Source organism: Micromonospora sp. WMMD712 (assembly GCF_029581295.1).
Classification (GTDB): domain Bacteria; phylum Actinomycetota; class Actinomycetes; order Mycobacteriales; family Micromonosporaceae; genus Micromonospora; species Micromonospora carbonacea.
In genome coordinates, this window is sequence record NZ_CP120743.1 from 2210507 (window position 1) to 2234382 (window position 23876).

At 74.4% G+C, this 23876-nt stretch carries 17 protein-coding genes; 7 read left to right on the top strand and 10 right to left on the bottom strand.

Translation table 11 applies throughout. The annotated features are described in order from the left end of the window. Window positions 1-71 precede the first annotated feature (71 nt). Together uvrC and O7633_RS09155 are read right to left on the bottom strand one after the other, a co-directional pair. On the bottom strand, window positions 72-2024 hold the full coding sequence (gene uvrC, locus O7633_RS09150) for an excinuclease ABC subunit UvrC (RefSeq protein ID WP_282327335.1): 1953 nt from the start codon (window positions 2022-2024) through the stop codon (window positions 72-74). A gap of 10 nt (window positions 2025-2034) precedes the next feature. Further along, entirely contained in the window at window positions 2035-3378 is a 1344-nt protein-coding gene (locus tag O7633_RS09155; protein ID WP_282327336.1) for a jacalin-like lectin, read from the bottom strand. Window positions 3379-3604: 226 nt separating this feature from the next. Between O7633_RS09155 and O7633_RS09160 the strand changes: the two genes are divergently transcribed. After that, window positions 3605-6850 (top strand): penicillin acylase family protein, encoded by a 3246-nt coding sequence (locus O7633_RS09160; protein ID WP_282327337.1) that lies wholly within the window; start codon window positions 3605-3607, stop codon window positions 6848-6850. Between the two features lie 52 nt (window positions 6851-6902). Here O7633_RS09160 and O7633_RS09165 read toward each other — a convergent pair whose 3' ends face one another. The 3 genes from O7633_RS09165 to rsgA form a co-directional block, all read right to left on the bottom strand. Further along, a complete protein-coding gene (locus O7633_RS09165; RefSeq protein ID WP_278127991.1) occupies window positions 6903-7373 on the bottom strand; it encodes a Rieske (2Fe-2S) protein in 471 nt (156 codons plus the stop codon). A gap of 213 nt (window positions 7374-7586) precedes the next feature. Beyond that, the gene (uvrA, locus tag O7633_RS09170) at window positions 7587-10532 is read right to left on the bottom strand and encodes an excinuclease ABC subunit UvrA (RefSeq protein ID WP_074474354.1); all 2946 of its coding nucleotides are present in this window, start codon (window positions 10530-10532) and stop codon (window positions 7587-7589) included. A 282-nt stretch (window positions 10533-10814) separates the two neighbouring features. Beyond that, window positions 10815-11873 (bottom strand): ribosome small subunit-dependent GTPase A, encoded by a 1059-nt coding sequence (rsgA, locus tag O7633_RS09175; RefSeq protein WP_282327339.1) that lies wholly within the window; start codon window positions 11871-11873, stop codon window positions 10815-10817. A 179-nt stretch (window positions 11874-12052) separates the two neighbouring features. Between rsgA and O7633_RS09180 the strand changes: the two genes are divergently transcribed. Beyond that, a complete protein-coding gene (locus O7633_RS09180; RefSeq protein ID WP_282327340.1) occupies window positions 12053-12769 on the top strand; it encodes a maleylpyruvate isomerase family mycothiol-dependent enzyme in 717 nt (238 codons plus the stop codon). Window positions 12770-12776: 7 nt separating this feature from the next. Beyond that, window positions 12777-13430, top strand: coding sequence for an MBL fold metallo-hydrolase (locus O7633_RS09185; protein ID WP_278127997.1), 654 nt, complete (start codon window positions 12777-12779; stop codon window positions 13428-13430). 27 nt (window positions 13431-13457) lie between these two features. Here the strand turns inward: O7633_RS09185 and O7633_RS09190 are convergent, their stop codons facing one another. After that, the gene (locus O7633_RS09190; RefSeq protein ID WP_282327342.1) at window positions 13458-14081 is read right to left on the bottom strand and encodes a VTT domain-containing protein; all 624 of its coding nucleotides are present in this window, start codon (window positions 14079-14081) and stop codon (window positions 13458-13460) included. A 10-nt stretch (window positions 14082-14091) separates the two neighbouring features. After that, a complete protein-coding gene (locus O7633_RS09195) occupies window positions 14092-14865 on the bottom strand; it encodes a 50S ribosomal protein L11 methyltransferase (protein ID WP_282327343.1) in 774 nt (257 codons plus the stop codon). A gap of 182 nt (window positions 14866-15047) precedes the next feature. On the opposite strand from O7633_RS09195, the gene O7633_RS09200 reads away from it, so the two are divergent. Continuing rightward, the gene (locus O7633_RS09200; protein ID WP_007072071.1) at window positions 15048-15251 is read left to right on the top strand and encodes a cold-shock protein; all 204 of its coding nucleotides are present in this window, start codon (window positions 15048-15050) and stop codon (window positions 15249-15251) included. 132 nt (window positions 15252-15383) lie between these two features. On the opposite strand, the gene O7633_RS09205 is transcribed toward O7633_RS09200, so the two are convergent. Continuing rightward, on the bottom strand, window positions 15384-15899 hold the full coding sequence (locus O7633_RS09205; RefSeq protein WP_282328505.1) for a MarR family transcriptional regulator: 516 nt from the start codon (window positions 15897-15899) through the stop codon (window positions 15384-15386). Window positions 15900-16081: 182 nt separating this feature from the next. Here O7633_RS09205 and O7633_RS09210 point away from each other — a divergent pair, with 182 nt between their 5' ends. Continuing rightward, complete coding sequence (locus O7633_RS09210; protein WP_282327345.1) at window positions 16082-18214, top strand: efflux RND transporter permease subunit; 2133 nt, start codon at window positions 16082-16084, stop codon at window positions 18212-18214. 81 nt (window positions 18215-18295) lie between these two features. On the opposite strand, the gene O7633_RS09215 is transcribed toward O7633_RS09210, so the two are convergent. Further along, window positions 18296-19714, bottom strand: coding sequence for a DedA family protein (locus O7633_RS09215; protein ID WP_348776323.1), 1419 nt, complete (start codon window positions 19712-19714; stop codon window positions 18296-18298). 137 nt (window positions 19715-19851) lie between these two features. Here O7633_RS09215 and typA point away from each other — a divergent pair, with 137 nt between their 5' ends. Next, window positions 19852-21720, top strand: coding sequence for a translational GTPase TypA (typA, locus tag O7633_RS09220; protein WP_178065783.1), 1869 nt, complete (start codon window positions 19852-19854; stop codon window positions 21718-21720). 55 nt (window positions 21721-21775) lie between these two features. After that, window positions 21776-22642 (top strand): serine hydrolase, encoded by an 867-nt coding sequence (locus O7633_RS09225; protein WP_282327346.1) that lies wholly within the window; start codon window positions 21776-21778, stop codon window positions 22640-22642. A gap of 399 nt (window positions 22643-23041) precedes the next feature. Here O7633_RS09225 and O7633_RS09230 read toward each other — a convergent pair whose 3' ends face one another. After that, on the bottom strand, window positions 23042-23839 hold the full coding sequence (locus tag O7633_RS09230) for a tyrosine-protein phosphatase (protein WP_282327348.1): 798 nt from the start codon (window positions 23837-23839) through the stop codon (window positions 23042-23044). Window positions 23840-23876 lie beyond the last annotated feature (37 nt).

The window sequence follows — 23876 nt, forward strand, 5'->3', positions numbered from 1 at the left end:
GTACCGCCGACATCATGGACACACGAACACCGCCGACGCCATAGATGAGCGTGAAATATTTGCGTCGGACGCTAATTGCCGTCGGCCGCGGCGGGCCGGGCGTCCGCCGCCGGGTTGAGGGCGGCGGTGATCGCCTCGGCGGTGCGCCGGCCGACGCCGGGGACCTCGGTGATCTCCTCGGTCGAGGCCGCCGCGAGCCGCTTGAGCGAGCCGAAGTGGCGCAGCAGCGCCTTGCGCCGCACCTCGCCGAGGCCGGGCACCGAGTCGAGCGCCGACGCCGTCATCCGCTTGGAGCGGCGCTCCCGGTGGAAGGTGATGGCGAACCGGTGCGCCTCGTCGCGCACCCGTTGCAGCAGGTAGAGCCCCTCGGAGGTGCGCGGCAGGATGACCGGGAACTCGTCGTCGGGCAGCCACACCTCCTCCAGCCGCTTGGCCAGCCCGCACAGCGCCACGTCGTCGACGCCCAGCTCCGCGAGGGCCTGGGCCGCCGCCGCGACCTGCGGCGCGCCGCCGTCGACCACGACCAACTGCGGCGGGTACGCGAACCGGCGCGGCCGGCCCGTCGTCGGGTCGATGCCCGGCCGGTCGGGGTCGGCGGCGGTCTCCTCCCCCAGCTCCCCGGTCTCGGCGCGGGCCTCCAGGTAGCGGGCGAAGCGGCGGCGCAGCACCTCCGACATGGCGGACAGGTCGTCGGTGGCCCCCCGCACGATGAACCGGCGGTATTCGCTCTTGCGGGGCAGGCCGTCCTCGAAGACGACCATGCTGGCGACCACGTCGGTGCCCTGGATCTGGGAGACGTCGTAGCACTCGATGCGCAGCGGCGAGGTGCGCATGCCCAGCGCGTCGCTGATCTCGTCGAGGGCCTTGCCCCGGGTGGTCAGGTCGCTGCCGCGCTTGAGCTTGTGCCGGGCCAGGGCGTCCTTCGCGTTGCGCTCCACCGTCTCCAGCAGGGACCGCTTGTCGCCGCGCTGCGGCACCCGCAGCGACACCCGGCTGCCCCGGCGGCCGGTCAGCCAGTCGGCGAGCGCGTCGGCGTCGGCGGGCAGGGCGGGCACCAGCAGCTCGCGGGGCACGTCGGCCTCACCCTGCTCGCCGCCGTAGACCTGGGTGCAGAAGTGGTGCACCAGGTCGCCGGCGCTCAGGTCCTCGGTCTTCTCCACCACCCAGCCGCGCTGGCCGCGCACCCGGCCGTCGCGGACGTGGAAGACCTGGACGGCGGCCTCCAGGGGGTCGTCGGCGAACGCGACCACGTCGGCGTCGGTGCCGTCGCCGAGCACCACGGTCTGCTTCTCCATGGCCCGGCGCAGCGCCGCGACGTCGTCGCGCAGCCGGGCGGCCTTCTCGAACTCCAGCGCCTCGCTGGCCTCGGTCATCTCGCGTTCGAGCTTGCGGACCATGGTGTCGGTGCGCCCGGCCATGAACTCGCAGAAGCCGTCGACGATCCCCCGGTGCTCCTCGGCCGTGACGCTGCCGACGCACGGGGCGGAGCACTTGCCGATGTAGCCCAGCAGGCAGGGGCGGCCGACCTGCCCGGCCCGCTTGAACACGCCGGCCGAGCAGGTCCGCGCCGGGAAGACCCGCAGCAGCAGGTCGAGCGTCTCGCGGATCGCCCAGGCGTGCGAGTAGGGCCCGAAGTAGCGCACGCCCTTGCGTTTGGCCCCGCGCATCACCTGGAGCCGGGGGAACTCCTCGTCGAGGGTGACGGCGAGGTACGGATACGACTTGTCGTCGCGGTAGCGGACGTTGAACCGGGGGTCGTACTGCTTGATCCAGGTGTATTCGAGCTGGAGGGCCTCGACCTCGGTGCCCACGGTGACCCAGTCGACCGACTCGGCCGTGGTGACCATCTGCTGGGTGCGCTGGTGCAGCCCCCACAGGTCGGCGAAGTAGGAGTTGAGCCTGCTGCGCAGGTTCTTCGCCTTGCCGACGTAGATCACCCGGCCGGTGCCGTCGCGGAACCGGTAGACCCCCGGGGCCTCGGGGATGGTGCCGGGTGCGGGGCGGTAGGTCGACGGGTCAGCCACGCTCCGAAGACTAGCCGCCGGCCCTGACACTCCAGAGCACGCCGAGCTGGTCCACCTCGCTGCCGCTGCGGCCGAAGAACCCGGCGAGCCGGCCGCCGGGCGGGGCGGTGAAGGTCACCGCGTCGGCGGTCGGGGTGCCGCCGGCCAGGGTGCGACCGAGGTTGGTGGTGAGCCGGACGGAGAAGATCCGGGTCCGGCCGTCCTTCTTGCCCTGGGTGAGGGTGACCCGGTCGACGTACTCGCCGTCGGCCAGGGTCAGCGTGGCCGGGGTGCCGCCGGTGCCGCCGTGGGTGAGGCTCGCGCCGTCGGCGAGGCGTACGCCGATCTGGTCGAGGCGGGAGCCGGCGCGCAGCGAGACGGTCGTGACCCGGGGGCCGACGGCGTCGAGGTCGGTGAACGGGGTGCCGTGCGGGCCGCCCCAGGTGTCGCTGGCGCGCAGCCCGTCGGCGAGGGTCCAGGTGAACCAGGCGGCGTGCGGGTAGTGGTCGGACAGCGGCGCGCCGGCCGGGTCGAGGAACGCGGCGTGCTCGTTGCGGTAGCGGTCGAGGTCGAGGCCGATCAGCCGGTTGCCCCGGTAGAGGATCTTGTCGACGACCTCGCAGGCGTTGGTGACGTTGGCCGGGTCGCAGGTCAGCGCCGGGCTGCCGGCGGCCGGGGGCACCCCGCCCCGCTCCTGCTGCACCCACACGTCGGTGAGGCCGTTGGCGGCCACGAGGTCGCGGATGTTGTCGCCGGTGCGGGTGTAGCGGGCGTTGAGGTCGCCGGCCACGATCACCGCGTTGCCGGCGGAGTTCGCCTGCACGTACGCGGAGAGCTGGTCGATGTTGGACCGCCGGGCGGCCAGGTCCGGCTCGTCGCTGCCGGCGTTGGTGTGCACGTCGTAGAAGTCCACGTAGACGCCCTCGGCGAGCCGGATCCGGGACCGGCTGAAGCCCTTCGGGGTGAGGCAGTCGGTGCCGTGGCAGTCGTCCCAGCGCACCCGGACGAAGTCCGACACCGGATAGTTGGACATCGTGTTGAGGCCGTCGCCGAAGGGCACGCCCCCGCTGGTGGCGGTGCGGTAAGGGTGCCGGTCGGTGGCGTACAGGTCGGCGTGGTAGTTGAAGTCCTCCTGGACGTGCACGATGTCGTAGGCGTTGACCCGCTCGCCGATGGGCCGGGTGTTGATCGCCGGGCTGCCGCCCGACAGCGGCTCGGGCAGGCCGGCGACGTTGTAGGTGAGCACCGAGAAGCCGCCCGAGACGGCGGCGGGCGCGGGGGCCGCCCCGGCGGCGGGCGCGGCGGCGGCCGGCGTGGCCGGGGGCAGCAGGGCGGCCAGCAGCGTCACGGACGCGAGCAGGCGGGTGGGTCTCATCCGACGTCCCTTCCAGACAGTGGGGTCCGGTGTGGCCGGCACCAGCCCGGGGGATCGAAGGTTATCCAAGGAAGGCGGCCGGTTCAATACTCGCGGGTAACCGGCGCGCGACATGCCGATCGACGTCTTCCAATCTCGCGGCGGGACGCCTACCATCCGGTAACTGAATGTTCTTCATGTAATGATCGTCACCCCCGTCATGATCCCCACCCCTCGGAGGATCACCATGCCCCGTCCCACCACCCCGCGTCGCCTGCTGGCCGGCGCGACCGCCGCCGTCGGCGTCGCCGCCCTGCTCGTCGCCGCGCCCGCCCCGACCCCGACGCCCGCGAGCGCCGCCGCGAAGGCACCCGGCCTCACCAGCGCCTTCGCCGCCAACGACTACTGCCTCGGCGAGTGCGGCGACATCGTCCCGCCCGGCCAGAACGGCAACGCCACCCTCGTCGAGATCCTCGCCAACCAGACCCTCGGCACGCTGCCCCGGCACTCCGCCGACCAGCTCGACAAGTACGCCGACCTCGTCTACGGCTACGCCGGCCTGCGCCCCGAGCAGATCGGCACCTTCTTCAACGACGCCTCCTTCGGCGTGCCGTCCGGACAGGTCGAGCGGGACTACTCGCCCCGCGCCGACGTGCGGGTCGTGCGGGACCGCGCGACCGGCGTCCCGCACGTCACCGGCACCACCCGGGGCGGCACCATGTACGGGGCCGGCTACGTCGGCGCCGAGGACCGGCTGTTCACCATGGACCTGATGCGCCACGTCGGCCGGGGCACCCTCACCCCGTTCGCCGGCGGGGCCCCCAGCAACCGGGAGCTGGAGCAGAGCGTCTGGCGCAACTCGCCGTACACCGAGGCGGACCTGGCGGCGCAGGTCGAGGCGCTGCGCGCCAAGGGCCCGCGCGGCGAGCAGCTCTACGCCGACGTCCAGGAGTACATCGCGGGCGTCAACGCCTACATCGACGTCTGCATGTCCAGGCGCAACTGCCCCGGCGAGTACGTCCTCACCGGGCACCTCGACGCGATCAGCAACGAGGGCGGCCCGGAGCCGTTCACGATGACCGACCTGATCGCCATCGCCGGCGTCGTCGGCGGCCTGTTCGGCGGCGGTGGCGGCACCGAGATGCAGTCCGCGCTGGTCCGCATCGCCGCCCGCGCCAAGTACGGCCCGACCGAGGGCGACAAGGTGTGGGCGGGCTTCCGCAACCAGAACGACCCGGAGACGGTGCTGACCCTGCACGACGGGCAGAGCTTCCCCTACGGTTCCGCCTCCCCGGACGCGGCGAGCGTGGCGCTGCCCGACGCCGGCACGGCCAAGGTCGAGCCGATCTTCACCGACCCGACCGGCTCCGCCGCCAGCCGGGCCACCGGCAGCAGCGGCTCGGAGCTGGCCGCCGCGCTGTCCGGGCTGACCATCGACCCGGCCCACCGGGGCATGTCCAACGCGGCCGTGGTCTCCGCCGCCAACTCCGCGACCGGGCACCCGGTGGCGGTGTTCGGGCCGCAGACCGGCTACTTCTCCCCCCAGCTGCTGATGATCCAGGAGTTGCAGGGCCCCGGCATCAGCGCCCGGGGCGCGGCGTTCGCCGGCCTCAACCTCTACGTGCTGCTCGGCCGGGGCCAGGACTACGCCTGGAGCGCCACCTCGTCGATCCACGACATCACCGACACGTACGCGGTGCCGCTGTGCACCACCGACGGCAGCGCGCCGACGCTGGCCAGCGACCACTACCTCTTCCGGGGTCAGTGCGTGGCGATGGAGCAGCTCGCGCACACCAACAAGTGGAAGCCGACGGCGGCCGACACCACGCCCGCCGGCTCGTACAAGCTGGTGGCCTGGCGCACGAAGCTCGGCCTGGTCGCCTGGCGCGGCACCGTCGGCGGCAAGCCGCACGCGTTCACCCACCTCCGCTCCACCTACCGGCACGAGGCGGACTCCGCGATCGGCTTCCAGATGTTCAACGACCCGACGGAGATGGGCACCGCCGACGCCTTCCTCGCCTCGGCGGGCAACGTCGAGTACGCGTTCAACTGGTTCTACGTCAACTCCACCCAGTCGGCGTACTTCAACTCCGGGCTCAACCCGCTGCGGGCCGCCGGGTCCAACCCGAACCTGCCGATGAAGGCCGAGCCCGCGTACGAGTGGCAGGGCTTCCAGCCCGACACGAACACCGCCAGCTACGCGCCGCGCTCCGCGCACCCGAACTCGGTGGACCAGGACTACTACGTCAGCTGGAACAACAAGCAGGCCAAGGACTTCGGCGGGGCCGACGGCAACTTCAGCTTCGGCGCGGTGCACCGGGGCGACCTGCTGGACAAGCCGCTCAAGGCCGGCATCGCCGCCGGCAGGAAGTACGACCGGGCCACGCTGACCAGCCTCGTCGAGCAGGCCGGCGTGACCGACCTGCGCGGCGTCGAGGTGCTCGACGAGCTGATCCGGGTGCTGGAGAGCCAGCCCGTCGGCGACGCCGCCCTGGCCGCCGAGATCGCGAAGCTGAAGGCGTGGCGGCAGGCCGGCGCGCTGCGGGTGGAGACGGCCAAGGGCTCGAAGGTCTACCAGCACGCCGACGCCATCCGCACCTTCGACGCCTGGTGGCCGCTGCTGGTGCGGGGCATGTTCCGCGACCAGCTCGGCCCCGACCTCTACCAGGCGCTGATCAACGCCATCCAGATCAACGAGTCCCCCTCCGGGCAGCAGCAGGGCGACAAGTCGACCCTGCCCACGTCCGCCAACGAGGCCCAGGCGCACAAGGGCTCGTCGTTCCAGTACGGCTGGTGGGGGTACGTCGACAAGGACCTGCGGGCGGTCCTCGGCGACCCGGTCGCCGGGGGCCTCGGCCGCAGCTACTGCGGCGGCGGCGCCCTCGCCGGCTGCCGGCAGGTCCTGCTCGACACGCTGAAGGCCGCCGCCGCGACGCCGGCCACCACCACCTACCCGGGCGACAGCACCTGCGCGGCCGGCGACCAGTGGTGCGCCGACACGATCGTGCAGTCGCCGCTGGGCGGGATCAAGCACGCCCCGATCGCCTGGCAGAACCGGCCCACCTACCAGCAGGTGGTGTCGTTCCCGGCCCGGCGCGGCGACGACGTTTCGAACCTCGCCGCCGGGAAGGCGGTGACCGCGTCGAGCGCCCAGCTCGGCTACGCCGCCAGCAAGGCCGTCGACGGCGACCTGGGCACCCGGTGGGCCAGCTCCTGGGCCGACGACCAGACGTTGACGGTCGACCTGGGCTCGGCCCGGCCGGTGGGCCGGGTGGCGCTGGCCTGGGAGTCGGCGTACGCGACGTCGTACCGGATCGAGGTCTCCACCGACGGCACGACCTGGCGCACGGCGTGGTCCACCACGGCCGGCGACGGCGGCACCGACGTGGTCGCGTTTCCGGTCGAGACCGCGCGGTACGTGCGGATGCGGGGCCTGACCCGGGCCACGACCTACGGCTTCTCGCTGTGGGAGATGTCGGTCTACGCCCGCTGACACCGCGACGGCGGCGGCCGGTCCGGGGTTGCCCGGGCCGGCCGCCGCCGGTTCAGGCGAGGGTGATCTGGTCGCCGTCGACCTTCAGCTCCTTGGCCGCCAGGGCCGTCGTCGCCGGGCCCGACGTCACCGAGCCGTCGGTGATGGAGAACTTGCTCATGTGGCAGGTGCAGTTGATGGTGCCGCCGTCGACGTTCGACACCGGGCAGCCCTGGTGGGTGCAGATCGGGTCGAAGCCCTTGAACGTGCCGGCCTCCGGCTGGGTGATCACCACGCCCTTCGCGGCCAGGATCAGGCCGCCGCCGACCGGGACGTCGGCGGTGCTGGCCAACGCGCCGGAGTCGCCGGTGCCGCCGGTCGCCGCCGCGCCGCCGCTCGGGGCGGAGTCACCGCCGGCGGAGTCGTCGGAGTCGTCGCCGCCGCACGCCGACAGGACGACCGCCGCGCCCAGCGCGCCGGCGCCGGCGAGGAGGGCGCGCCGCGTCTGCGTGGCCGGCCCGGTCTGCACCTGCTCGTCACTCATGTCTGGCCTCTCTGTCGACTGCCCGGTCCGGAAGGGTGCCCGGGCCTCGGTGGGGTCCACGGATCACTGTGCCTGAAGGTTCAACAAATTGACCACAGTGATCGTTTGGCGGGGACCGCCGAGCGGGCCGGGCGGAGGGCGGGCGGAGCAGGGCGGCGACGCGCGAGGGGCGTCCCGGAGGACCCGGGACGCCCCTCGCCGTGCGCGGTCGCCTCAGCGGGCCGCAGCCGCGACCTTGCGGGCCCGGGGGCGGGCCGGGGCGCCGTTGGCCTTCGCGGCCCGCCCGGTGGCCGCCTTCGCGCCCCGGGCCTCCCCGTCGAGCCCGAGCACCGGGCGCAGGAACCGGCCGGTGTGACTCTCGGGCACCTCGGCGACCTCCTCGGGGGTGCCGGTGGCCAGCACCGTGCCGCCCCGGTGGCCACCCTCGGGGCCCATGTCGATCAGCCAGTCGGCCGTCTTGATCACGTCGAGGTTGTGCTCGATGGTGATCACCGTGTTGCCCTTGTCGACCAGCCCCTCCAGCACCATCAGCAACTTGCGGATGTCCTCGAAGTGCAGGCCGGTGGTCGGCTCGTCCAGCACGTAGACCGTCCGGCCGGTGGAGCGCTTCTGCAACTCGGAGGCGAGCTTCACCCGCTGCGCCTCGCCGCCGGAGAGCGTCGGCGCGGGCTGGCCCAGCCGGACGTAGCCCAGGCCCACGTCGACAAGCGTCTTGAGGTGCCGGTGGATGGCCGGGATCGCGGAGAAGAACTCCGCCGCCTCCTCGATCGGCATCTCCAGCACGTCGGAGACGGTCTTGCCCTTGTAGTGCACCTCCAGGGTCTCCCGGTTGTACCGGGCCCCCTTGCACACCTCGCACGGGACGTAGACGTCGGGCAGGAAGTTCATCTCGATCTTGATGGTGCCGTCGCCGGAGCACGCCTCGCACCGGCCGCCCTTGACGTTGAACGAGAACCGGCCCGGACCGTACCCCCGGACCTTGGCCTCGGTGGTCTCGGCGAACAGCTTGCGGACGTGGTCCCAGACCCCGGTGTACGTCGCCGGGTTGGACCGGGGCGTGCGGCCGATCGGCGACTGGTCGACGCCGACGACCTTGTCCACGTGCTCCAGGCCGCTGACCCGGGTGTGCCGGCCCGGCACGTGCCGCGCGCCGTTGATCTGGTTGGCCAGCACCGCGTGCAGGATGTCGTTGACCAGCGTCGACTTGCCCGAGCCGCTGACCCCGGTGACCGCGATGAGCTGGCCCAGCGGGAACGACACGGTCAGGTTGCGCAGGTTGTGCTCCCGCGCGCCGTGCACCACCAGCTCCCGGCCCGGGGTCTGCGGCCGGCGGCCCTTCGGCGTCGGGATCTCCCGCCGCCCCGACAGGTACGCCCCGGTCACCGACTCCGGGTTGGCCAGCAGGTCCGGCACCGACCCGGAGTGCACGATGCGCCCGCCGTGCTCGCCCGCGCCCGGCCCGATGTCGACGATCCAGTCGGCGGTGCGGATGGTGTCCTCGTCGTGCTCGACGACGATCAGGGTGTTGCCCAGCCCGCGCAGCCGCACCAGCGTCTCGATGAGCCGGTGGTTGTCGCGCTGGTGCAGGCCGATGGACGGCTCGTCGAGCACGTAGAGCACGCCGACCAGGCCGGAGCCGATCTGGGTGGCCAGCCGGATGCGCTGCGCCTCGCCGCCGGACAGCGTGCCGGCCGGGCGGTCCAGGGAAAGGTAGTCCAGCCCGACGTCGAGCAGGAACCGCAGCCGGGCGTTGATCTCCTTGAGCACCCGCTCGGCGATCATCTTCTGCCGGTCGGTCAGCTCGATGCCGGCCAGCAGCTCGGCGCACTCGCCCACCGACAGGTTGCACACCTCGGCGATGCTCTTGCCGGCCAGGGTCACCGCGAGGACCTCGGGCTTGAGCCGCGCGCCGCCGCAGGCCGCGCAGGGCACGTCGCGCATGTAGCCCTCGTACTTCTCCCGCGACCACTCGCTCTCGGTGTCGGTGTGCCGCCGCTCGATCCACTGCACCACGCCCTCGAAGCCGGTGTAGTAGGAGCGCTCGCGGCCGAACTTGTTGCGGTAGCGCACGTGCACCTGGTCGCCGGAGCCGTGCAGGATCGTCTTCTGCGCCCGCGCCGGCAGGGCCCGCCACGGGGTGTCGACGTCGAAGTGCTCGGCCTCGCCCAGCGCCTCCAGCAGGCGCAGGAAGTATTCCAGGTTGTGCCCGGACGACCAGGGCTGGATCGCGCCCTCGCGCAGGGTGCGCTCCGGGTCGGGAACGACCAGCTCCGGGTCGACCTCCTTCTTGGTGCCCAGGCCGGTGCACTCGGGGCACGCGCCGTAGGGGGCGTTGAACGAGAAGACCCGGGGCTCCAGGTCCTCGATCGCGAGGGGGTGGTCGTTGGGGCAGGCCAGGTGCTCGGAGTAGCGGCGCTCCCGGTCGGGGTCGTCCTCGGCGAGGTCGACGAAGTCGAGCAGGACCAGGCCGCCGGAGAGGCCGAGCGCCGCCTCGACCGAGTCGGTCAGCCGCTGCTTGGCGCCCGGCTTGACGGTGAGCCGGTCGATCACCACCTCGATGGTGTGCTTCTCCTGCTTCTTGAGCTTCGGCGGCTCGGTCAGCGGATGCACCACGCCGTCGACCCGGGCCCGCGCGTAGCCCTTGCCCTGGAGCTCGGCGAAGAGGTCGACGTACTCGCCCTTGCGGCCGCGCACCACCGGGGCGAGCACCATGAACCGGGTGCCCTCGGCCATGGCGAGGACCCGGTCGACGATCTGCTGCGGGCTCTGCCGGGAGATCCGCTCGCCGCAGACCGGGCAGTGCGGCTCGCCGACGCGGGCGTAGAGCAGCCGCAGGTAGTCGTAGACCTCGGTGATGGTGCCGACGGTCGAGCGCGGGTTGCGCGAGGTGGACTTCTGGTCGATGGAGACGGCGGGGCTGAGGCCCTCGATGAAGTCGACGTCCGGCTTGTCCATCTGGCCGAGGAACTGCCGGGCGTACGACGACAGCGACTCGACGTAGCGGCGCTGCCCCTCGGCGAAGATGGTGTCGAAGGCCAGGCTCGACTTGCCGGACCCGGAGAGCCCGGTGAAGACGATCAGGGCGTCCCGGGGCAGGTCGAGACTGACGTCACGCAGGTTGTGCTCGCGCGCGCCACGGATGATCAGTCGGTCGGCCACTGTCCGTGTACTCCCGGTGAAGAAGGCGAGGAGGATCTGGGCGCTCGGGGCGGCCGGGAGGCTTCCGGGACGGCCCCGAACGGTCGTGCGGGCGCAGAAGAAGCGCCTCGGCAACTCTAGCCCCGAGGTACGACAACTTTCCGCGCCCGCACATTCCCCCAGCTCAACACGGTCGCGCCGGGCCGCGTCACGGCCCCGGCCCGCCGCCTTCTCCCCGGCGCGGCGCCCCGACTGCCGACCGCCGCCGCGATCAGCTCCGCGCCACCTCACCGACACCGACAGTCACGGCCGGGCCGTCCGCCGCCGCCCGCCGCGCCAGCCGCCCCGGCGCTCGGCGGCCAGCCGGGTCTCCCGACGCCGGCTCTCGAAGGCGACCTCCCGCTGCAACCGCCGCCAGCTGTCGTAGCGCCGGACGGCCAGCTCCCCGGCGGCGAGGGCGTCACGGACCGCGCAGCCCGGCTCGGCGTCGTGCGCGCAGTCGCCGTACCGGCAGCCCGCCGCCAGCGCGGCGATGTCGGCGAAGGCCCGGTCCAGGCCCGCCGCGCCGTCGAGCAGGCCGACCGCGCGTACCCCCGGGGTGTCCAGCACCGCGCCGCCGCCCGGCACCGCCACCAGCGCCCGCCAGGTGGTGGTGTGCCGGCCCTTGCCGTCGACCCGGCGGATCGCCTGGGTCGGCATCACCACCGCCCCCGCCAGGGCGTTGACCAGGCTCGACTTGCCGGCCCCGGACGGGCCGAGCAGGGCCAGGGTACGGCCCGGCGCGACGTGCGGGCGCAGCGCGTCGAGGCCGTCGCCGCGCTCGGCGCTGACCGGCAGCACCGGCACCCCCGGGGCGACCCCGGCGAGCTGCCGGGCGATCGCCGCCGGGTCGGCGGCGAGGTCGGCCTTGGCGAGCACCACCAGCGGCGTCGCGCCCGACTCGTGGGCCAGGGACAGCAGCCGCTCGATGCGGCCCACGTCCGGCTCGGGGTGCACCGGCTCGACGACGGCCGCCGCGTCGAGGTTGGCGGCGAGCACCTGCCCGCTGGCGTCCTTGCCGGCGGTGCGGCGCACCAGCGCCGTGCGCCGGGGCAGCACGGACTCGACGGTGACCGGCCCGTCGGGCCAGGTGCGCAGCAGCACCCAGTCGCCGGCGCAGGGCAGCCGGGTCAGGTCGCGGGCCGCGTCGGCGAGCACCGCCGCGCCGAGGGTGGCGCGGACCGGCCCGTCCGCGTCGAGCACGGTGCACACGCCCCGGTCGACGCGGGCCACCCGGCCCGGCCGCCGGCCGGCGCGGACATGGGCGCGGGCATGGGCCGCCCGGTCGGCGTCCCAGCCGAGGGCGGTCAGATCGATGGGCATGGCAACCCCTTCAGGGTCGGTGGATACGGTGGGGCGACACGCGTGCTACGACCGGCATGGGCACCACCTCCTCCGAGTCCCCGGTGTCGCGTTGCAGCACCGACGGTAGGGGCCGGGCCGACGCGCCGAAAGCGATTTCCACGGCGACGCCGGGGCCGCGGGCCGCTAGGGTTCGGAGCGTGACCGCGGACCCGCTGCTGCTGACCGGTGACCTCGACGACGCCACGGCCCGGCTGCTGCGCACCGCCGCCGCCCTCGACGACGCGGACGTCGCCGCGCCGTCGCTGCTGCCCGGCTGGACCCGGGCGCACGTGCTGACCCACCTGGCCCGCAACGCCGACGGTTTCGTCAACCTGCTCACCTCCGCCCGCACCGGCGAGCGGATCCCGATGTACGCCAGCACCGCGGCCCGCGCCGCCGACATCGCCACCGGCGCGGCCCGCCCGCCCGCCGCCCTCCTGGACGACCTGCGCCGCTCGGCGGAGCGGTTCGCCGAGGCGGTCGCCGCGATGCCCGTGCAGGCGTGGGCGGCGACCGTGGAGACCCGGCGCGGCCCGGCGCCGGCGGCCATGCTCGTCTGGGGGCGGCTGCGGGAGGTCGAGGTGCACCACGTCGACCTGGCCGCCGGCTACGCGCCGGCCGACTGGCCGGAGGCGTTCGCCCAGCGGCTGCTGCACGAGGTCACCTCCGGCCTCGCCGGCCGGGACGACGCGCCGGCGCTGGTCCTGCGCTTCGACGGCAGCAGTCACGAGGTGGCCGTCGGCGACCCCGACGGCGCGCCCACCGTCACCGGTCCCGCCCACGGGCTCGCCGCCTGGCTGATCGGCCGCGGCGGCGCCGACACGCTCGCCGTCACCCCCGACGGTCCCCTGCCGACCCCACCGGAATGGATGTGACCAGCGCATGACCTACAGCGGAGACGTCAGCCCCGGCGGCGCGCCGGCCGTACGCGAGCTCGACGGGCTCACCATCACCAAGGTGTCGGTGGGGCCGATGGACAACAACGCCTACCTGCTGCGGTGCCACGACACCGGCGAGCAGCTGCTGATCGACGCGGCCAACGAGGCCCCCCGGCTGCTGGAGCTGGTCGGCGACGCCGGCCTGGCCACCGTGGTCACCACCCACCAGCACATGGACCACTGGGTCGCGCTGGAGGAGGTCGTCGCGAAGACCGGCGCGCGGGCGCTGGTGCACGCCGACGACGCCGCCGGCCTGCCCATCCCGGCGCAGCCGCTGGCCGACGGCGACACGGTGGCCGTCGGCGGCCGCGAGCTGGAGGTGATCCACCTGCGGGGGCACACGCCGGGGTCGATCGCCCTGCTCTACCGCGACCCGGCGGGCGTCCCGCACCTGTTCACCGGCGACAGCCTCTTCCCGGGTGGGGTCGGCAACACCGACCGGGACCCGCAGCGCTTCGGTCAGCTCGTCGACGACGTCGAGCACCGGCTGTTCGACCGGCTGCCCGACGAGACCTGGTTCTACCCGGGGCACGGCCGGGACAGCACCCTCGGCGCGGAGCGCCCGTCGCTGCCGCAGTGGCGGGCCCGCGGCTGGTGACCGGCGGCGGCGTCGCCCGCCCGGGGCTCAGGCCACCGGGGCGGCGGGGACGGCGGCGCGCAGCCCGCGCCGGGTGACGAGCAGCACCACGCCGGCCAGCAGCAGGCCCACCGCCATGGTGACCAGCAGCGGCGAGACCTCCACCGGCAGCAGCGCGGCCAGCGAGCGGGACACCGTGCCGAGGAGCACGTAGAGGCCGGCCCAGAGCGCGGCGCCGAGGCTCGCGCAGGCCAGGAACCTGCGGTACGACATCCGCAGGCCGCCCGCGGCCAGCGGCAGCAGCGCGTTGAACACCGGCAGGAACGGCGCGACCAGCACCATCCGGCCGCCGCCCCGACGCAGGACGGACTCGGCCGCCGCCCAGCGGGACTCCCCGATCCAGCCGCCGACGCGGCTGTGCCGCAGCCGGTCGCCGTAGCGCCGGCCGACGAGGAAGCTCAGCGACCAGCCGGCCACGCAGCCGGCGACCACGGCGGCGACGGTGCTCGCGGCGGTGGCCGGCCGCCCGACGCCGACCGCGGCGAGGACCGCGACGTCGCCGGGGACCAGCACCCCCACCAGCGGCACGGCGTCGAGGAGCATCACCACCCCGAGCACCCCCGCCAACAGGATGGTGGGCAGCTCCCCGACCTGGTGCGTCCATTCCGCCATGGTCCGTACGCTACGGCCGGTCCGCCACGTCCGGCATCGGGTTTGATCCCCTAGCCGACCCTGATCCCGCCTCGGGGTCGGCCCCGCCGGCCCGGGGTCGCAGCACCTCCACCCGGCGCACCGGGGAGTCGACGGCCGGCTCGGTGGTGGGCACCCGGTAGCTGGCCACCGCGTCCAGCAGGTCCCGGGGCAGGTGGCCCCGGTCGGGGTCGCCCACCAGCACCCGGGCGCCCCGGGCCACGGCGCGGCGCAGGAACGGCAGCATCCGCTCGGCCAGTCGCCTGTCGTAGAAGGCGTCGCCGGCGACGAGCAGGTCCGCCTCCGGCCCGTCGGAGTCGAGCAGGTCCCCGCCCACGGCGGCGACGGCGACCCGGTTGGCGCGGGCGTTGACGGTGACCGCCGCGACGGCGTACGGGTCGATGTCGTTGGCCACGACCCGGGCCGCGCCGGCGAGCGCGGCGGCGATGGCGACGAGCCCCGAGCCGGCGGCCAGGTCGAGCACCCGGCGGCCGGCGGCCAGCTCGGGGTGGTCGAGCAGGTGCCGGGCCAGGGCCTGCCCGCCCGCCCAGGCCGAGGCCCAGTACGGCGGCGGCAGGGCGTGGCCGGCGGCGGCCTCCATCCGGGCCCACCAGACGATGGCGTCCTCGGCGAGGTGCAGCCGCACCTCGGGCACGAAGGGGGTGGCGACGAGCCGCAGGCGGTCCAGCCCCTCGCCGGGCACGTCGATCTCCCGCTCCAGCACGGCCAGCGCGGCGGCTGCGGGGCTCCTCATCGGGGCAAGCATGCCGCAGCCGAGGCCCCGCCGGGCGGGTTTTCGCGGGCCACGCCCCCGGCGCGGGCATTTTCGGGGCACGCCCTGCGGCACTTCGCCCAGCAGATCCGGGTTTCGCCGGTTAGGGTCGGGGAGGTACAGGGCGATCATCGGCCGGCGGTCGGTGATCTCCCGCTTTGAACAGGGAGAGATGCATGGCTACCGGCACGGTCAAGTGGTTCAACTCGGAAAAGGGCTTCGGCTTCATCGAGCAGGACGGCGGAGGTCCGGACGTGTTCGTCCACTACTCGGCCATCGCGACGAGCGGCTACCGGGAACTCAACGAGGGCCAGAAGGTCGAGTTCGAGGTGACCCAGGGGCAGAAGGGTCCGCAGGCGGACAACGTCCGCCCGATGTAGCTCCGTGCCGGTGACGGCGGTCGGGTCGACGATCCCGGCCGCCGTCGCAGCGCACCCGCGCCCGCCGCGCCCGGCGTACGTCCGCCGCGCGGCGGGCGTTTCCGTTTCCGGGCCCCGTCGGCGGCCGGCGGGTCAGCGCGGCGCGCGGTGCGGCGGCTCCGGGCGGGTGGCCCGGACCTGGTCGAGGTGCTCCCGCATGGTGGCCACCATGGCCGTCAGGAAGCGGCGCACCACTTCCAGCTCGTCGTCGCCGAAGTCGGCCATCGCGGCGTCGGTGCGGCGGCCGAGCGGCTGGAAGAACTCCATGGCCAGCTCGGCGCCCGGGTCGGCGTAGCGCAGGAAGACCTTGCGGCGGTCGCCGGTGTCCCGGTCCCGGCGGACGTGCCCGGCGCGCTCCAGCCGGTCGATCAGCGCGGTCACCGAGCCGGAGGACAGGTTGAGCTTCTCCCCCAGGCGGCCCGGGGTGATCGGCGCGCCGGCGAGCTCGGCGTCCATGACGGCGATGAGGGCGTGCAGGTCGGTGCCGTTGAGGCCGTGCAGGGCGGCGAAGGCGTGCCCGACGTGCTGGGCGTCGGTCGAGTAACGCCGCAGGTCGTTGGTGATGTCGGCGACGAGCTGCTCGCGCCGGGTCTCCCGTCGCCGGTACATGCCGTGCGTTGCCACGACGCCGCTTCCCTCCCCCCGTGCCTGCCGGTTGCAGCATAGTCGAGCTGTCGATAATCTCGCCTATCAAGATACTCGGCAGGCGTGACATTCGGGCCCCTTCGAACCCGCCGGCCGAGCCCGCCACCGGCGCCCCGCGCCCACCCCGACAACCACGAGGGAACCCGATGTCTGTGTTCACCCGCGTCGCCCGCGGCCGGCTCGCCGCCTGGCTCACCGTGGCCGCCGCGATCGTCCTCGGCGCGGCCATCTTCGGGCTCCCGAAGCCCGACAACCCCGCCTCGGTCTCGACCACCGGCCTGTCCGTGCAGTGGCAGTCGACCCAGGTCGAACGGCTCCAGGACGAGCTGCCCTCCCGCGACGTGCAACCCGCGATCGTCGTCGTCAGCCGCACCGACGGCGGCCCGCTCACCGAGCCCGACCGCGCGGCGGTCACCGCCCGCGCCGGCGAGCTGGGCCGGTTCGCCGTCGGCGGCCGGGTCGGCCCGCCGCAGACCTCACCCGACGGCACCGTGGCCCTGCTCGCCGTGCCGATGTCCACCGCCGACGGCCAGGAGGCCGTCGCCGCCGCGGTGGCCGACCTCCGCGCAGCCCTCGACGGCCTGCCCACCGGCCTCGCCGCGCAGGTCACCGGCGCACCCGCGTTCACCGCCGACCTCACGCAGGTCTTCGAGGGCGCGGACGTCACGCTGCTCGCCGTCACCGCGGGCGTCGTGGCGCTGCTGCTGCTCGTCACCTACCGCAGCCCGTTCCTGTGGATCGTGCCGCTCGTCGTCGTCGCCGCCACCGAACAGCTCACGCTGCGGGCCGTCGACACCATCGTCCCGGCCCTCGGCATCCACCTCCAGCAGGGCGCGGTCACCGGCATCGCCAGCGTCCTCGTCTTCGGCGCCGCCACCGACTACGCCCTGCTGCTCATCGCCCGCTACCGGGAGGAGCTGCGCCGCGAGGCCGACCGCTTCGCCGCGATGCGCGCCGCCCTGCGCCGCACCGCCGAACCCATCCTCGCCAGCGGCGGCACCGTCGTGCTCGGCGTGCTCACCCTGCTGCTGTCGGAGCAGGAGAACAACCGGGCCCTCGCCGTGGCCTGCGCCACCGGCGTCGTGTTCGCCATGCTGTCGGCGCTGTTCGTCCTCCCCGCCGTGCTGGTGCTCTTCGGCCGGGGGCTGTTCTGGCCGTTCGTGCCCCGGGTCGGCGGCGCCGCGCGCGAGGGCCGGCTGTGGGGCCGGCTCGGCGCCGCCGTCGTCCGCCGCCCGCTGCCGGTCGCGGTGCTCGCGACGCTGCTGCTCGCCGGCCTCGCCCTCGGTGGGCTCGGCATCCGCACCGGCCTGTCGGAGACCGAGCAGTTCCGGGTCAAGCCCGAGGCCGTCGGCGGCGCGGAGACCCTCGCCCGGGCCTTCCCCGCCGGCACCACGCAGCCGGTCGCCGTCCTGACCACCCCGGCCGCGGCGCAGGCCGTGGTGGCGGCCGCCACCGCCGTCCCGGGGGTCGCCTCCGCCCGGCCGGGGGACGCGGGCACCGCCGTCGCCCAGGTCGACGTGGTGCTGGAGGCCGAACCGGGCAGCGCCGCCTCGGACCGGACGATCGAGGCGCTGCGCGCCGCCGTCGCCGCGGTGCCCGGCTCCGCCCCGCCCGCCGTCGACGGCGTCGACCGGTTCGAGGGCGCCGTCGTCGGCGGCACGGTCGCCGCCACGTACGACTCGAAGGAGGCCGACGGCAGGGACCTGCGGCTGATCCTGCCGATCATCCTGCTGCTCGTCGCCGCGGTCCTCGTGCTGCTGCTGCGCGGCCTGCTCGCCCCGGCCCTGCTCGTGCTCACCGTCGTCGTCTCGTTCTTCGCCAGCCTCGGCGCGGCGTGGCTGCTGTTCGACCTCGTCCTCGGGTTCCCGGCGCTCGACAGCGGCGTCCTGCTGCTCGCCTTCGTCTTCCTCGTGGCCCTCGGCGTCGACTACAACATCTTCCTCGTGACCCGGGCCCGCGAGGACGCCCGCCGCACCGGCACCCGCGACGGCATGCTCTCGGCGCTGCGCGTCACCGGCGGCGTGATCACCAGCGCGGGGGTGCTGCTCGCGGCGGTCTTCGCCGTCCTCGGCGTGCTGCCGCTGATCCTGCTGACCCAGATCGGGGTCATCGTCTGCATCGGCGTGCTGCTCGACACGCTGCTGGTGCGCACGGTCCTCGTGCCGGCGCTGGCGTTCCTGCTCGGCGACCGCTTCTGGTGGCCCGGCCGGATCCCGCCGGCCGGCGAGCCGACGCACGCCGGCCACGACGGGGCCGAGCCGGCGGCGACCCGGAGCTGAGGACCGCGCGGGCGGCGGCGGGGACGGGACCACCGCCGCCGCCCGCGCGCCGCTCCCGGCCGGGCGAACCGGTCCCGCCGCTCACCCCGGCGGCCCCGGGGCGGCCCGCCCGTCGGCCGGGCCGACCGCGCCGACCGCCCGGTCCCGCGTCGCCCAGGCGACCATGAACAGCGCGGTCCAGGCCAGCCCGAGCAGCACCGACGTGACCGTGCTGCTGGCGGTGCCCTGACCCAGGTAGAGCCGCGCGCCGGCGATCGCGGCCACCCCGGCCACGGCGGCCGTCCACGCGGCCACCGCCACCGGCCAGGGCAACCCCCGCGACAGCAACCAGGCCAGCGTGCACAGGCTCGCCGCCAGCACGGCGTTCTGCGTCCCGAACAGCACGCCCTCCTCGCCCGAGGCGAGCCGGCCCGGCGCCACCACCTCGGCGACCACGGCGAGCACCACCAGCGGCAGGAACGCGCCGACGGTGCCCAGCACGTCGAGCGGATCGGCCCGCCGGGGCGACCCGCCGCGCCCCGGGCGTCGACGCTGCCGCCAGGACCGGCCGGCGGCCACCACCGCCACCAGCGCGATCAGCACCGACCCCCGCGACACGGAGACCACGGTCGCCGCGACCTCCGCCGCGCCGGGGGTACGCCGGTCGGCGAACCAGCCGGCGATCACGTCGTCGACCACCGCCAACCCGCTCCACCGCATCGCCGCCCCGAGCAGCCAGGCGATCGCCACGCCGGCCACGAACAGCAGCACCAGCCCCACGGCCAGGTTGATCAGCAGTGTCCAACCGGGGCCGACGCGCATCGTCAGCAGGAAGAACAGCACCCCGTACCGGGCGGAGAGCCAGCGCAGCGGCGGCAGCGCCACCGCCCGGGCCAGCAGCGCCCGCGCCGGGTCGGGGTGGCGGCCCAGCCAGCGGCCCACCAGCGCCACGGCGAGCACCCCGCCGAGCAGCACCAGCACCGCGCCGGTGGCCCGGCCCAGCAGCCGGGACACCGTCTCGTACGACTCCCCGGCCAGGTTGCCCGCCAGCACCGACCCGCCCACCCAGGTCACCACGCCGGCGAGGTTCCACGGCGCGAACCGGCGGTACGGCATGCCGGCCGCCCCCGCCAGGCGGGGCGCGAGGGTACGCGCGAACGCCACCCAGCGGGCGGTGAGGACCCCCCGCCCGCCGAGCCGCTCCAGCAGCGCGTCGGCGCGTCGCCACCGGTGCGGGCCCACCCGCGCCCCGAACCCGGACGCGCGCAGCCGGGGACCGTAGCGACGACCCGCGCGGAACGCCAACGTGTCCCCGGTCACGGCTGCGAGAATCATCACCAGCAGGGCGGGGCCGAGCCGCAGCGCGCCGGTGTACGTGAGGAAACCGACCAGCAGCAGCGTCGCCTCGCCCGGCACCAGCAGCCCGACGATCACCGCCGTCTCGCCGGCCACGATCGCCGCGGCGACCAGGTAGACCAGCAGGGGCGGCAGGCCCTGCACCGAGTTCAGCAGATCGTGCACGACGGCCCCCGGCTCACGCGGCCAGCATGACAGCAGGGCCACGGGCACCGACAGCCGCACAGCCGCCGGATCCGGCCGGCAGCCGGGGAGCGACCCCGACTCGGCACCTGATCCGCGCAGGCGGGAGGATGGAGCCCATGCAGCTTCGCACCGACCTCCGCAACGTCGCCATCATCGCTCACGTCGACCACGGCAAGACCACCCTGGTCGATGCCATGTTGCGGCAGGCCGGCGCCTACGGCGCGCGCGGCGAGACGACCGAGCGGGTGATGGACTCGATGGACCTCGAAAGGGAGAAGGGCATCACCATCCTGGCCAAGAACACCGGCGTGCGCTACCTGCCGGCGGACGGGTCGGAGCCGGTCACCATCAACATCATCGACACCCCGGGCCACGCCGACTTCGGCGGCGAGGTCGAGCGCGGCCTCACCATGGTCGACGGCGTGGTGCTGCTGGTCGACGCCAGCGAGGGCCCGCTGCCGCAGACCCGCTTCGTGCTGCGCAAGGCGCTGCGCGCCCGGATGCCGATCATCCTGGTGATCAACAAGGTGGACCGCCCCGACGCCCGGATCAAGGAGGTCGTGGACGACACCTACGAGCTCTTCCTCGACCTGGACGCCGACGAGGAGCAGATCGACTTCCCGATCGTCTACGCCTGCGCCCGCGACGGCATCGCCTCCCTCACCCAGCCCGCCGACGGCTCCGTCCCGCAGGACAGCACCAGCCTGGAGCCGCTGTTCCGCGCCCTGCTCGACACCATCCCGCCGCCCGCCTACGAGCAGGACGCGCCGCTGCAGGCCCACGTCACCAACCTCGACGCGTCGCCGTTCCTCGGCCGGCTGGCGCTGTGCCGGGTGCGGCAGGGCACCATCGCCAAGGGCCAGACCGTCGCCTGGTGCCGCACCGACGGCAGCACCCAGCGGGTCCGCATCTCCGAGCTGCTGATGACCGAGGGCCTGGAGCGCAAGCCCGCCGACTCGGCCGGCCCCGGCGACATCATCGCCGTCGCCGGGATCCCCGAGATCATGATCGGCGAAACGCTGGCCGACGCCGAGAACCCGATCGCGCTGCCGCTGATCACCGTCGACGAGCCGGCCATCTCGATGACCATCGGCACCAACACGTCGCCGCTGGTCGGCCGGGTCAAGGGCGCCAAGGTCACCGCCCGGATGGTCAAGGACCGCCTCGACAAGGAGCTGGTCGGCAACGTGTCGCTGCGGGTGCTGCCCACCGAGCGCCCCGACGCCTGGGAGGTGCAGGGGCGCGGCGAGCTGGCCCTGGCGATCCTCGTCGAGCAGATGCGCCGCGAGTCCTACGAGCTGACCGTCGGCAAGCCGCAGGTCGTCACCCGGGAGATCGACGGCAGGACCTGCGAGCCGGTCGAGCGGCTCACCATCGACGCCCCCGACGACTACCTGGGCGCGATCACGCAGCTCCTGGCCACCCGCAAGGGCCGGATGGAGCAGCTGGTCAACCACGGCACCGGCTGGATCCGGATGGAGTGGCTGGTCCCGGCGCGCGGCCTGATCGGCTTCCGCACCGAGTTCCTCACCGAGACCCGGGGCACCGGCATCCTGCACCACGTCTTCGAGTCCTACGAGCCGTGGTTCGGCGAGCTGCGTACCCGCAACAACGGCTCGCTGGTCGCCGACCGGGCCGGTGCCGTCACCGCGTTCGCGATGACCAACCTCCAGGAGCGCGGCCAGCTCTTCGTCGAGCCCGGCACCGAGGTGTACGAGGGCATGATCGTCGGGGAGAACTCCCGCTCCGACGACATGGACGTCAACATCACCAAGGAGAAGAAGCTCACCAACATGCGAGCCTCGACCTCCGACGAGACCGAGAAGCTGATCCCGCCGCGCAAGCTGTCGCTGGAGCAGGCCCTGGAGTTCTGCCGCGAGGACGAGTGCGTCGAGGTGACCCCCGCCGCGGTCCGCATCCGCAAGGTCGTGCTCGACCAGACCCAGCGCGCCCGCGCCACGGCCCGCCGCAAGCACGCCGGCTGACCCCGCCGATCCGGCCCCCGGACGTCCGGGGGCCGGATCGGCTACCGTCACCCGCATGATCTGGGACGAGCTCGACGCCCGCCTGGACGCCCTGCCGGGCACCGTGTCGGCGTACGCGGGCCGGGTCGACGCCCCGGCGACCTGGACCCGGCAGCCCGACGCCACCCACTACGCGGCCAGCACCATGAAGGTCGCCGTGCTGCTGGCCCTGCACCGGGCCGCCGAGGCCGGCACGCTCGACCTCGACGCCCCCGTCGAGGTGCGCAACGAGTTCGACTCCGCCCGGCCCGACGCCCCCAGGTTCGCGTGCGCCCGGCACTTCGACAACGACGGGGCCGTCTGGGAGCGGGAGGGCGGGCACGCGCCCCTGCGCTGGCTGGCCGAGCGGATGATCGTGCGCTCCAGCAACCTGGCCACCAACCTCTGCCTGCGCCACGTCGGCCTGCCCGCCGTCGCCGAGGCGTGGGCGGCCGCCGGCGCCCGGCACAGCGTCACCGGGCGCGGCATCGAGGACTTCGCCGCCCGCGAGGCCGGCATCACCAACCTGGTCACCGCCGCCGACCTGGCCGCCCTGCTCGGTGGGCTGGCCGCCGGGGCGACCCGGCCCGGCCCGCTCGCCTCCCCCGCCGGCTGCGCCGCCATGCTCGACGTCCTGTTCGCCCAGGAGTTCCGCGAGGACCTCGCCGCCGGCCTGCCCGACGGCGTCCGCATCGCCCACAAGAACGGCTGGGTACGCGGCGTGCGGCACGGCGCCGGCGTGGTCTACCCGGCCGACGCCCCGCCGTACGCGCTGGTCGTCTGCACCACCGGCGACCCCGCCGGCGGCGGTGCGGCGGACGGGGACGCCTGCCGGCTCCTCGCCGACATCTCCGCCCGCGTCTGGGCGGCCCGCCACGACCTGCGCCCGGCCGCAGCGGCCTGAGGGCCTCGGCTCGGCCCGGTGCCGAGCCGAGCCGGGCCCGGTGGCCGGGCACGGCACCGAGCCGAGGGCCGGGCACGGCGTCGGCAGGTAACTCTGGGCAACGCCGCGGCACGTCGAGACGACCTGCCGCGCGCCCTTTGCTCTGCACCCACGGACGCAGCAGTCACGCAGCGCATCGGACCGCCGCCCCCGCCCGCCGCCTCGACACCGGGATTTCCCCAGCTCAGCGACGTGTTGCGTCGATGGGTGCAGAGCAAAGGGAGCGCATGAGGTCTGTTCGGGTCGCAGCAACCTGCCGCAGAGTAAAGATTGGCCGCGATCGGTCACGCCTCCCGCAGCCGTCACCGCACGTGACCAGCGAACGGCGGGCCGGGCACGGCGGGCCGGCAGTGGCGGGGCTCAGTCCAGCAGGTTGTCCCGCAGCGCCGCCAGGTGCGCCCCCGTCAGCCCCAGCCCGTCGCGCAGGTACGCGTCGAACGAGCCGTGCACCCGCCGGACCTCCGCGTACGCGGCGTCCAGGTACTCCCCGCGCACCTCCATCAGCGGCCGGATCGCCGCCTCCGCCAACTCTGGCTGGCGGGCCCGCATCGCGGCCAGGACGACCTCCTTGAGGCTCTCCGTCTGCGCGTTGGTCCGCAGGTAGTCCGCCCGGATCGCCGCCTCGTCCACCCCCAGCGCGGTGAGCAGCACGACCGACAGCCAGCCGGTGCGGTCCTTGCCGGCCGAGCAGTGGAACAGCAGCGGCAGGTTGCCCGCGTCGGCGGCCAGCCGGGCCGCCCCGCCGAAGCCGGCCCGGGCCGCCCCGCCGGTGACGAACCACCGGTAGATCTCCGCCATCGCCACCGGGGTGCCCTGGAGGGCCAGCGCCGTCTCCGCGCGCAGGTCGTGCCCGAGCAGCACCTCCGACACGGCCGTGAAGACCGGATGCGCCGGGTCGTACACCGGCAGGCGCACCACCCGGGGCGCGCCGGGCAGCCGGTCCGGCGGGGCCGTCGCGATCTCCGAGTCGTCGCGCAGGTCGACCACGCAGGCCGGGGCGATCATCCCCAGCACCGGCAGGTCCTCGTCGGTCAGCCGGCCCAGCGCCGGGGTGCGGATCAGCCGGCCGGCCCGCACCCGGCGGCCGTCGAGCCCCACCATGCCGCCGAGGTCGCGCGCGTTCGGCGCCCCCACCAGCTCCCAGTCCCGCCCGCCCATTCGGCCTCCCCTGTCGTCGCCGGGTCGCGTATAGGGT